Source organism: Dysosmobacter sp. HCP28S3_G4 (genome assembly GCF_052065175.1).
Taxonomy (GTDB): domain Bacteria; phylum Bacillota; class Clostridia; order Oscillospirales; family Oscillospiraceae; genus Oscillibacter.
In genome coordinates, this window is record NZ_JBQHUP010000068.1 from 1 (window position 1) to 10541 (window position 10541).

At 60.7% G+C, this 10541-nt stretch carries 12 protein-coding genes; 10 read left to right on the top strand and 2 right to left on the bottom strand.

What is annotated here, in order from left to right; translation table 11 throughout:
* Positions 1-275, bottom strand: a 275-nt coding sequence (locus ACTNBU_RS11755) for a hypothetical protein (protein ID WP_441034184.1), incomplete at its 3' end; no start/stop codon positions are given.
* Between the two features lie 175 nt (positions 276-450).
* On the opposite strand from ACTNBU_RS11755, the gene ACTNBU_RS11760 reads away from it, so the two are divergent.
* The 7 genes from ACTNBU_RS11760 (at position 451) to ACTNBU_RS11790 (ending at position 7310) form a co-directional block, all read left to right on the top strand.
* Positions 451-936, top strand: a complete 486-nt coding sequence (locus ACTNBU_RS11760) for an RNA polymerase sigma factor (RefSeq protein ID WP_441034186.1) — start codon at positions 451-453, stop codon at positions 934-936.
* A complete protein-coding gene (locus tag ACTNBU_RS11765; RefSeq protein ID WP_441034188.1) occupies positions 933-1772 on the top strand; it encodes a DUF3298 domain-containing protein in 840 nt (279 codons plus the stop codon). The genes ACTNBU_RS11760 and ACTNBU_RS11765 overlap by 4 nt, the downstream gene beginning before the upstream one ends.
* Before the next feature lie 174 nt (positions 1773-1946).
* Positions 1947-3296 carry an acetyl-CoA hydrolase/transferase family protein gene (locus tag ACTNBU_RS11770; protein ID WP_441034190.1) on the top strand — a complete coding sequence of 450 codons (1350 nt, stop codon included), beginning with the start codon at positions 1947-1949 and terminating at the stop codon, positions 3294-3296.
* A 344-nt stretch (positions 3297-3640) separates the two neighbouring features.
* Complete coding sequence (ftsE, locus tag ACTNBU_RS11775) at positions 3641-4333, top strand: cell division ATP-binding protein FtsE (RefSeq protein WP_441034192.1); 693 nt, start codon at positions 3641-3643, stop codon at positions 4331-4333.
* Positions 4326-5213: a permease-like cell division protein FtsX gene (gene ftsX / locus ACTNBU_RS11780; RefSeq protein WP_441034194.1), complete on the top strand. Its 888-nt coding sequence runs from the start codon at positions 4326-4328 to the stop codon at positions 5211-5213. Before ftsE ends, ftsX begins: the two co-directional genes overlap by 8 nt.
* A 20-nt stretch (positions 5214-5233) precedes the next feature.
* Complete coding sequence (locus tag ACTNBU_RS11785) at positions 5234-6481, top strand: murein hydrolase activator EnvC family protein (RefSeq protein ID WP_441034196.1); 1248 nt, start codon at positions 5234-5236, stop codon at positions 6479-6481.
* A gap of 73 nt (positions 6482-6554) precedes the next feature.
* Positions 6555-7310 carry a hypothetical protein gene (locus ACTNBU_RS11790; protein WP_441034197.1) on the top strand — a complete coding sequence of 252 codons (756 nt, stop codon included), beginning with the start codon at positions 6555-6557 and terminating at the stop codon, positions 7308-7310.
* Positions 7311-7323: 13 nt separating this feature from the next.
* On the opposite strand, the gene ACTNBU_RS11795 is transcribed toward ACTNBU_RS11790, so the two are convergent.
* Positions 7324-7791, bottom strand: coding sequence for a GyrI-like domain-containing protein (locus ACTNBU_RS11795; RefSeq protein ID WP_441034199.1), 468 nt, complete (start codon positions 7789-7791; stop codon positions 7324-7326).
* A gap of 208 nt (positions 7792-7999) precedes the next feature.
* Between ACTNBU_RS11795 and greA the strand changes: the two genes are divergently transcribed.
* From greA to ACTNBU_RS11810, 3 genes are all read left to right on the top strand, one after another.
* Complete coding sequence (gene greA, locus ACTNBU_RS11800) at positions 8000-8482, top strand: transcription elongation factor GreA (RefSeq protein ID WP_441034201.1); 483 nt, start codon at positions 8000-8002, stop codon at positions 8480-8482.
* Between the two features lie 11 nt (positions 8483-8493).
* Entirely contained in the window at positions 8494-9996 is a 1503-nt protein-coding gene (lysS, locus tag ACTNBU_RS11805; protein WP_441034203.1) for a lysine--tRNA ligase, read from the top strand.
* A gap of 261 nt (positions 9997-10257) precedes the next feature.
* The coding region (locus tag ACTNBU_RS11810; protein ID WP_441034204.1) for a hypothetical protein at positions 10258-10541 on the top strand (284 nt) is incomplete at its 3' end.

The following is a 10541-nucleotide window of genomic DNA, read 5'->3' on the forward strand; positions in this document are numbered from 1 at the left end:
CTGCTGACACAGGCTTTTTGCAGGCATTCAATCCAACACGAGGGGGCTCCCGCCCCCTCGTACTCCCCCTGCAAAAAAGGACTCTTTTCCTTCAGACAGGGTTTTTCGACAGCCTTCACAATGCCTCGCTTTTCGGCCCGCTGCGCGGGCAGAAAAGCTGCCGCTGCGCGGCGCAAACGCCTGCTGACACAGGCTTTTTGCAGGCATTCGATCCAACACGAGGGGGCGGGAGCCCCCTCGTACTCCCCCTGCAAAAAAGAACTCTTTTCCTTCAAACAGGGGATTTTCGACAAGCTGGAGCCAGCGGCCTGGAAAGGCCGCTGGCTTCGCTATATAATAGGAGGGCATCTGCAAGCTCCAAAGATTTTTCAAAAAATTTTCTCAGCCCAAAACTTTTTCGCCGTCTCCTCCGTCTATTCATCAGAACGCAGAAAGAAAGGAACCGGAACCGTGGCCACGATCACAGAAAACGCATTGGAGACCTACCTGATCGAAAATCAGACCCATTTTTACCGCTTGGCCTACAGCACGCTCCGCTCCCGGGAGGATGCCCTGGACGCGGTGCAGTCGGCGGTGTGCGCGGCGCTGGAAAAGCGCCATACCCTGCGGGACCCCGACGCCCTGCGGACCTGGTTCTACCGCATTCTGATGAATGTCTGCAACGACCAGCTCCGGCAGCGAAAGCGGGTAATGCTCGTCCCGGATGAGATGCTGGACGCCGGTACCTACGACGATCCGGCACCGGACGACTCCCTGGACCAGCAGGTGAGCCAGCTGCCGCCGGAGATCCAGACGGTCATCCGCCTGCGGTTTTATGAGGAGCTGTCTTTGCAGGAGATTGCCAGTATCACCGGCTGGAACCTGAGTACAGTCAAGACGAGATTATACAATGGGCTGAAGAAATTACGGATCGCATTAGAAGGAGGAGCAACATGAACAGAATGGAAGACGCAAAGCGCGAATATGACAACATCCCCATCCCCGAGGAACTGGACAGCCGTGTCCGGGCGGGCATCGCCCAGGGCAAACGCCGCAGCCGCCGTCACGGCGCGGCACTCCGCACTGTGGGCACTGCGGCGGCCTGCTTCGTAGTGGTGTTCGCGGGACTGAACATCAGCCCCACGCTGGCCTCCGCCGCGGCGGACGTGCCGGTGGTGGGCGGTTTGTTCCAGGTGCTGACCATCCGCAATTACACCGACACGGACGCCGACCGCACCCTGACCGTGGAGCAGCCGGTACTGGAGGGCGGCGGAGACTTCACCGAGGCCATCAACCAGGAGATCCGGCAGCGGGTGGAGGAGAAGACCGCTGAGGGCGAGCAGCTGATCCAGGACTACAAGGACGCCTATTTCGCCACCGGCGGCACCCAGGAGGACTGGGACAAGCACGACAATCAGGTCACTGTCACCTATGAGGTGAAGTCCCAGACGGACACCACCGTGTCCTTCGTGGTGAACAGCAATGTGTCCATCGCCAACGCCTATCAGGAGAGCGTCTACTACAACCTGGACGTGGCCAACGAGAAGGAGCTGACTCTGGCGGATCTGCTGGGAGAGAACTGGGTGGACGTCTGCAACCGGTCCATCAAGGCCCAGATGGCCGCGGCGGAGGACCCCTCCGTCTACTTTGACGAGAGCATGGGCGGCTTCTCCACCGTGGATGAGACCACCAGCTTCTATATCAACGAAGCGGGCGATCCCGTGGTAGTGTTCCCGCCCTACACCGTGGCCATCGGTGCGCTGGGCACCGTGGAGTTTGAGATCGCGAAGTAAATCCAAACATGAACGAAACGCCGGCCCGACGACTGTCGGGCCGGCGTTTGCTTTGGCGCGGCGGGAGGCCACGGACGGGGAATCCGTCCTTGCCATTCCGGCGAAGTCCATGGTATAATCGACTGCAAGAGAACTTCACGGTCTGTCCGGCCTGCTTGCCGGAGGCAGCACACCATGAAAGAGGGAACGACGATGACGCTCAACAAGTACACAGGCAAACTGGTGACGCCCCAGGCCGCCGCGGAACAGGCTGTCCGCTCCGGCGACTGGGTGGAGTACGGCTTCGGCGGGGGCTTCCCGGAGCTGATGGACAAGGCGTTGGCCGCCCGCAAGGGGGAACTGAAGGACATCCGCATCCGGGGCGGACTGGTGATCCGTCCCCGCATTGAGGCGGTGGAGTGCGACCCGGAGCAGACCACCTTCCACTATTACAGCTGGCACATCGGCGACTACGAGCGTAAGCTCCAGAGCCGTGGGCTGGTGCAGTTCATGCCCGTGATGCTGCGGGCGCTGCCGTATCTCTACCGGGACCGCCACATCCGGACCGACGTGGCCTTCGTGCCCGTCTCCCAGCCGGATGAAAACGGCTACTGCGGCCTGGGCATCTCCAATTTCGCGTGGCGCACCATGTTTGAGAGCGCCCGCACCGTGGTGTTTGAGATCAATGAGCGCCTGCCGAAGCTGCAAGGCGTGGACGGCTCCCACCGTGTCCACCTGTCCGAGGCGGACTTCATTGTGGAGGGGGAGCATGAGCCGCTGCCCGTCCGGAGCTATCGGGACCCCTCTCCGGAGGACATCAGGATCGCACAGTACGTGGTCAATGAGATTCCGGACGGCGCTGTGCTGTCCCTGGGAGTGGGCGGCGTGCCATATACGGTGGCCCGGATGCTGGCGGAGTCCGACCGGAAGGATCTGGGCTGCCACACAGGCACCATCAGCGACGCGTTCCTGGAGCTCTATCGCGCCGGAAAACTGACCAACAGCCGCAAGGAGATCGATAACGGCTATTCTGCCTGGAATCTGGCCATGGGCTCCCAGGCACTGTATGACTGGCTGGACGAGGAGCCGGATCTGTTCCATCCCGCCGATCTGGACTACATCCATTCGCCGGAGCGCATCGGGCGGATGAAGAACGTCATCAGCATCAATGGCGGCGTGGAGCTGGATCTGATGGGTCAGGAGAACGCCGAGTCCGCCGGCACCCGCCAGCTCTCCGGCATCGGCGGCCAGATGGACTTTCTGGAGGGGGCCTTCCGCTCCCGGGGCGGCAAGGGCTTTATCTGCCTGAACTCCGTCCACAGGAAAAAGGACGGGACCCTGAAATCCAACATCGTGCCCTGTATCTCCGGCGGCAGCACCGTCTCTGCGCCCCGCACCATGATCCAGTACGTGGTGACGGAGTACGGCGTGGCCTGTCTCCCCGGCCTCTCTCTGCGGGAGCGGGCCGAGGCCATGGCCGCCATCGCCCATCCCGACTTCCGGGAGGAGCTGCTGCGGTATGCCCGGGAGAATTTCCCGGCGTAAACAGCCTGCCGGAAAACGACATCCATGATGAGACACCCCCGGTGCAGAAGCCTGCGGCTGCTGTGCCGGGGAAATATTTTGCCTGAGTGGGCGAAACGATCTGCCCCGGCGGGACGTGTTATCCACAGACAGTCCCCTCCCGGCAAGACAGGACGAGAAACGGAACGGCGGTCCGGCGTCGTCTCCCCTGTATCCGCAGGGTGAAATAATTGCAAACGGCTGTTGCATCAGCGGGAAAAATCATTTATAATAGACAATGGTTTGGAATTATGTCGACCGTGCCGCCGGGGTGTTTTTTCCGGCGGAACGGCCGCTGACTTTATGAAATACGCGAGGTATTCTGTATGATCCGGCTGAAAGACGTGGAGATGGAGTACGAAAACGGCACAGAGGCCATCCGTGGCATCTCCCTGGATATCGCGGACGGAGAGTTCGTCTTCCTGGTGGGCCCCTCCGGCTCCGGAAAGTCCACCCTCATCAAGCTCCTGACCGGAGAGGTGATCCCCTCCAGCGGGCGCATCATGGTCAACGGCTTTGCCGTCAGCACCATTTCCGGCCGTCAGCTGCCCATGATGCGGCGGACCCTGGGGGTGATCTTCCAGGACTTCCGCCTCATCGGCAAGAAGACGGTCTATGACAACCTGTCCTTCGTCATGCGGGCGGTGGGCGCCAGTTCCAAGGAGATCCAGAAGCGCATCCCCTATGTACTGGATCTGGTGGGCCTGAAGGACAAGAGCAGGGACTATCCGGACGAGCTGTCCGGCGGCGAGCAGCAGCGGGTGGCCATCGCCCGGGCACTGGTGAACAATCCCTCCACCATCATCGCAGACGAGCCCACCGGCAACCTGGACCCGGACCGCTCTCTGGAGTTGATGAGTTTGCTGGTGAGGATCAACCAGCTGGGCACCACCGTGGTGGTGGTGACCCATGAGAAGGATCTGGTGAACCGCTTCGGCAAGCGGGTGGTGACCCTGGAAAACGGCCAGATCATCAGCGACCAGGTCGGCGGCTATGTGGGAGGGAACATCCATGCGTGACCACAAATTCACTTATTTCCTCCACGAGGGCTTCAGCAACATGTTCAGCCACGGCTTCATGTCCTTCGCGGCCATCGGCATCACGGTGGCCTGCCTGCTGATCATGGGCACCTTCACCCTGGTGGCGGTGAACGCCGACGCCAATCTGAAGGACATGGAGAGCGAGAACGAGATCCTGGCCTTTGTGGACGACAGCTGCACGCCGGAGGAGACGCAGGCCATTCAGGAGGAGCTGCGGGCCATCGACAATGTCACCAGCGTGGAGTACATCAGCAGGGAAGACGCCGCGAAGTCCTTTGAGGAGCAGTATCCCGACGAGGAGATGTTCCAGGACCTGGACCCGGAGATCTTCCGGGACCGGTATGCCATCCACATCGCGGACCTGCGGCAGATCAGCGAGACCAAGACGGCCATCGAGGCGGTGCCGGGGGTGGCGGATACCCGGGCGGAGGAGCAGATCGCCGGCGGCTTCATCACCCTGCGGAACGTGGCCACCGTGGTGTGCGTGGCCCTGATCCTGATTTTGTTCATGGTGTCCATCTTCATCATCTCCAACACCATCAAGCTCACCACCTTTGACCGCCGGGAGGAGATCGCCATCATGCGGATGGTGGGCGCCACCAACGGCTTCATCCGCTGGCCCTTCGTCTACGAGGGCTTCATGATCGGTGTGCTGGGCGCGGCCATTGCCTTCTTCCTGCAATGGGCGCTGTATGAGGCGGTGTGCCAGGGCGTGGCCGCCAACGACTCCCTGCAGCTCATCCGGATGGTGGAGTTCTCCGAACTGTGGAAGCCTGTGGCGGCGGCCTTCGCCGGCGCGGGCGTCGTGGTGGGCGTGGGCGGAAGCCTGTCCGCCATCCGCAAGTTCCTGCAGGTCTGAGAACATCCGGGAGGACAGCAATGAATACATTGAAAAACAAGAGAGGGCCCCTGCGGCGCTTTTTCCAGGCGGCGCTGGCGCTGGTGTGCGTGTTCGCACTAACGGTTCCCGCTCCGGCGGTACCCGCTGCCCGGGCCGTTACCCAGGCGGACATCGACGCGCTGAAATCGGACGCCAGCTCCCTGGCCTCTAAGCGCAAGGATCTCCAGTCTAAGATCAGCGCCCTGAAAAGCGACAAGTCCAAGGCCCTGGAGCAGAAGAACCTGCTGGATGAGGAGATCAACAATCTGGAGCAGCAGATCTCCAACATCCAGTCCCAGATCGACAGCTACACCCAGCTCATCTCCCAGACGGAGACGGAACTGGCGGAGACCCAGGAGAAGGAAGAAGCCCAGTATGAGCTGTTCTGCAAGCGAGTCCGGGCCATGGAGGAGCGGGGCACCATCAGCTACTGGTCCGTCCTGTTCCGCTCCCAGGATTTCACGGATCTGCTGAGCCGCCTGGACTTCATCAACGAGATCATGGACTCCGACCAGCGGGTCATCGACCAGCTGAAGGCCCTCCAGGAGGAGATGGCGGCCAAGCAGCAGCAGTTGGAGGACCAGAAATCTGACGCTGAGACGGCCAAGGGCGAGCTGGTGTCCAAGAAGTCCGAGCTGAATACCCAGCGCACCGAGGCCAACAATCTGGTGAAGGAGATCGAGGCCAACCAGAAGGAGTATCAGTCCGCCATAGACGCCGTTGAGGCGGAGGAGGCGGCTGTCCAGAAGAAGATCGTGGAGCAGTCCAAAAAGCTGGCGGAGGAGCAGGCGGCCAAGGCGGCCCAGAGCGGCGGCAGCAATACCACCACCTCCGCAGCGCTGGGCGGCTACATCTGGCCGGTGCCCAGCCACAAGATCAACTCCCCCTTCGGCACCCGCCCTAGTGTGCTGGGCTCCACCAACCACAAGGGTATCGACATCGGCGGCGTGGGCTACACCACGCCGGTGAAGGCGGCCAAGGCGGGCACGGTCATCGTGTCCCAGAAGGGCAGTTCCTACGGCAACTACGTGGTGGTGTCCCACGGCAGCGGCAACACTACGCTCTACGCCCATCTCAGCAGCCGCAGCGTCAGCGTGGGGCAGTATGTGAACCAGGGCGACGTGCTGGGCATCACCGGCTCCACCGGCAACTCCACGGGACCCCACCTCCACTTCGAGATCACGGAGAACGGCGTCCGCATCAATCCGCTGAAATACCTGACGAACTACATCAAGAACTGGAGTTGAGCCCTGATTTTTCCACGGATTCCTCTCATAAACAACCCTCCCGCTCCATACCATGGAGCGGGAGGGCTTTGTCATGTTTGGATTGATTCAGTGGACAGATCAGAAACAGCGCCGCCGCGCCCCGCTCCGGGAGCGGACGGTGCTGCGCCTCCGGTTCTGGGAGGCGGACATCACGCGGCGGGACCGGACGCCATCGGCGTTGCTGCGGCGTCGGTGCGCCGCGGCGGCCCGGCAGCTTCAGCGGCTGGGTGTCACCCGGGCAGTATTTCCGGAGGGGTTTCCGCATCTGGAGGAATTTGAGCGGTACAACATCCGGCCGGCGGACCCGCTGCCCATGTATCGGGCACTGACGGGAGAGCTGGTACAGGCGGCGCTGGAGGCCCGGGGGCAGTCTGGCCGCAGCGCCGTGGTGGCGGTGTGCGCCGATCATCTGACGGCGGAGGTCCGTCAGGCGGTGACGGCTCTGTGTATCCGGAACCGGTACGTGCTGCTCTGCGCCCCGGACCGGAACGGCACCTTCTGCCGCCAGCTCCGGCGGGAGTACGGCGTCCCCCTGGCCCAGACCGGCGACATGGAGCAGCTCCGCCGTGCGGCGGTGGTGGTGCAGTTCTCGCCAAGGGCCGGGGCATTTCCGGAGCAGACGGTGCTGGAGCTGTATCCCGGCGGGACGCTGCCGGAGAACGCTCTGGGACTGGAGGCGGGGGAGGAACAGCTCCCCGATGGCTGCGACCGGCGTCAGCTGCTGGCCGCCCTGTGGACGGCAGGGGCCATCCGGCCGGGACAGGTGGCGGTTTTGCCGGTGAAGCCGCCGGAACAGGCGCCTGTCTGACCGCCCGGGGCCATCACAAAATGGGGACGCATAATTCACAGAGATGGCGGTCCACCAGCCGCTTCGCGTAGCGCTCCATGACAGGCCGCGAAAGGTCCGGAAGGAAGCCGTGCCGCTCCGGTTCAGTGAAGCATTCCGCCCATGCGCGGCGAATGGCCTCCGGGGTGTGTTCAATCAAAAACGTCAGATATCGCCCGCTGTCCAGCCGCCGGATATCCACTTTGCCGGAAAGGGGGGCCGCACTCCCGACACGGAGCAGGCAAACGTCATACCGGCAGTCCTGCGGCCTGGTGGTACGGGGGTCGTCCAGCGCAATTGCTGTGATGACGGCGTCATCGCTGTACAGCCCCTGTGCCTTGATCCAGCCTTTGAAATCTTCCATCAGCGCGGCGTTTTCGGGGCCATAGGGGCCGGTCCGCCGCATGTACCAGACGGTGGGACCATCCAAAAACTCTTCCTGCACACTGATATAAAAACCCATCTCTCCGCCTCCTCGTATTCATAATAGATGGCAAAAAAGAGTGTAAAGTCTTTTAAAATGATTTGCAACATGTATTTTAAAGACAGAAATGGATTCGCGGCTTGACTTTCCATATTGGAAACTCTATAATACGAAAGCATGGTATAATCAGAATTAGTATGTGTGTCTGCCAGGAGGCACCGCGCATCTACGAAAGGAATGAACCGATATGGCTATGGAAAAGGAATACAAGATGAGCCAGGCCCGCTACGACGAGCTGAACAAGGAACTGAACTATCTGAAGACCACTCGTTCCGACGAAGTGGCGGAGCAGATCAAGGTGGCCCGCGGCTTCGGCGACCTCAGCGAGAACAGCGAGTATGACGAGGCCAAGAACGAGCAGGGCAAGCTCTACTCCCGCATCGCAGAACTGGAGGTCATCCTGCAGCACGCCGTCATCGTGGATGAGGACAACGCGCCCTCCAACGTGGTGACCATCGGCTGCACCGTCACCGTGACCAGCACCCAGGACAGTAAGACCTCCTTTACCTTCAAGATCGTGGGTTCCCAGGAGTCGGACCCCATGCACAACATCATTTCCGAAGAATCTCCCTTCGGCAAGGCGCTGCTGGGCAAGAAGGAGGGCAACATCGCCGAGGTGGAGGCCCCCAACGGCACCAAAACGTACACTGTTACGAAGATCGAGCGGTAAGGAGCAGAGAGATGGCTGAACAGAAGAAGAACAATGAACAGCCCCAGCAGGACCTGAGCCAGCAGACCAAGGTCCGCCGGGAGAAGCTGGCGGCGCTCCAGGCCGCCGGTCAGGACCCCTTCCAGATCACCCGGTTCGACTGGGACCACACCTCCCAGCAGATCAAGGACGATTTTGACGCCCTGGAGGGCCAGCCGGTGAAGGTGGCTGGCCGTCTGATGAGCAAGCGGGGCATGGGCAAGGTCAGCTTCTGCGACCTCCAGGATCGGGACGGCCGCATCCAGCTCTATGCCCGCCGGGATGAGATGGATGAGGAGAACTACGACCAGTTCAAGAAGTACGACATCGGCGATATCGTGGGCGTGGACGGCGAGGTCTTCCGCACCCAGCGGGGCGAGATGAGCGTCCGGGCCAGAAAGATCACCCTGTTGAGCAAGTCCCTGCTGCCCCTGCCGGAGAAGTTCCACGGTCTTCAGGACAAGGAGCTGCGGTTCCGCCAGCGGTACGTGGACCTGATGGTAAACCCGGAGGTGAAGCGGAACTTTGTCATCCGCTCCCAGTTCATCAAGTTCATGCGGAACTATCTGGACAACATGGGCTATATCGAGGTGGAGACGCCGGTGCTGAACACCATCGCCGGCGGCGCCGCGGCACGGCCCTTCATCACCCATCACAACACCCTGGACATCGACATGTACATGCGCATCGCCACGGAGCTGCCGCTGAAGCGGCTCATCGTGGGCGGCATGGACCGGGTGTATGAGATCGGCCGCATCTTCCGCAACGAGGGCATGGACCCCAAGCACAATCCCGAATTCACCACCGTGGAGTTGTATCAGGCGTACACCGACTTCCACGGCATGATGGACATCGCCGAGGGCATTCTCTCCGGCGCCGCCAAGGAGATCCGGGGCACCTACCAGGTGGAGTGGCAGGGCGAGCAGATCGACCTGACCCCCGGCTGGCGCCGCCTGACCATGATCGATGCGGTGAAGGAGTACGTGGGCATCGACTTCGGCGCCATCTCCGATGACGCGGAGGCCGTGGCCGCCGCCAAGGCCAAGGGCGTGGAGCTGGCGGATGCCGCTGAGCCCACCTGGGGCAACGCCCTGTACGCCTGCTTTGACCAGCGGGTGGAGGAGCAGCTGGTGCAGCCCACCTTCATCACCATGTACCCGGTGGAGGTGTCTCCCCTGACCAAACGCTCCCCGGCGGATCCCCGGCTCACCGAGCGGTTCGAGCTGTTCGTCTGCCGCAGCGAGATGGCCAACGCATACTCCGAACTGAACGACCCCATTGACCAGCGCCAGCGCTTCGAGAAGCAGGTGGAGCAGCGTGAGCGGGGCGACGACGAGACGGAGATGATGGACGAGGACTTCCTCAACGCCCTGGAGTACGGCATGCCTCCCACGGGCGGCATGGGCATCGGCATCGACCGCAGCGTCATGCTGCTGACCGGCGCCGACACCATCCGGGAGGTCATTCTGTTCCCGACCATGAAGCCCCTGGACTAAAAAGAACTTGTATATCAAGTCTTTTAAGTGATTTCGAGCAGAATTTACGACCAACTTACGACAGATTTGAGAAGCACGTTCAGTAAATCGATATGATTTAAGCGGTGTACTTTGCCCCGAAAAGGGTAGTACACCGCTTTTTTATATGTTTCATATGCAATTTGCGATTGAATGTAATCTTCATGCCTTGAAGATTTTCTCAACTTGCGATATATTGTAGAGGAACTTTGTCCTTATTATAGAACGAATAGGGGATTTAATATGAGTAACTTTTTTGATAAGGTTGTTGAGGTCTTAAAACAAGACGAACGCTTTTTTACCGCAGAAGGAGAACTGCTGCGCAATGCTGTATACGAGGCTGCTATGCAGATGGACACGAAGCTGATAAAGGCACTCTATGCAGATGCCACGACCAGAGAACGGTTCTTTGTTGAGAGACCATCCCAAATTTTGTGTAAACCTCCGATGTGGTGTAGAATAGAAGCACCACATCGGAGGTATTACATATGGCCAGAAAGAATCGTACCCCAGAAGAAAATGCACGT

What these genes read in the sequence shown, in the direction of transcription:
- lysS (WP_441034203.1), top strand. Translation starts at nt 8,494, where the DNA reads ATGGCTGAACAGAAGAAGAACAATGAACAGCCCCAGCAGGACCTGAGC.
- ftsE (WP_441034192.1), top strand. Translation starts at nt 3,641, where the DNA reads ATGATCCGGCTGAAAGACGTGGAGATGGAGTACGAAAACGGCACAGAG.
- ACTNBU_RS11790 (WP_441034197.1), top strand. Translation starts at nt 6,555, where the DNA reads ATGTTTGGATTGATTCAGTGGACAGATCAGAAACAGCGCCGCCGCGCC.
- ACTNBU_RS11765 (WP_441034188.1), top strand. Translation starts at nt 933, where the DNA reads ATGAACAGAATGGAAGACGCAAAGCGCGAATATGACAACATCCCCATC.
- ACTNBU_RS11770 (WP_441034190.1), top strand. Translation starts at nt 1,947, where the DNA reads ATGAAAGAGGGAACGACGATGACGCTCAACAAGTACACAGGCAAACTG.
- ACTNBU_RS11785 (WP_441034196.1), top strand. Translation starts at nt 5,234, where the DNA reads ATGAATACATTGAAAAACAAGAGAGGGCCCCTGCGGCGCTTTTTCCAG.
- ftsX (WP_441034194.1), top strand. Translation starts at nt 4,326, where the DNA reads ATGCGTGACCACAAATTCACTTATTTCCTCCACGAGGGCTTCAGCAAC.
- greA (WP_441034201.1), top strand. Translation starts at nt 8,000, where the DNA reads ATGGCTATGGAAAAGGAATACAAGATGAGCCAGGCCCGCTACGACGAG.
- ACTNBU_RS11795 (WP_441034199.1), bottom strand. Translation starts at nt 7,791, where the DNA reads ATGGGTTTTTATATCAGTGTGCAGGAAGAGTTTTTGGATGGTCCCACC.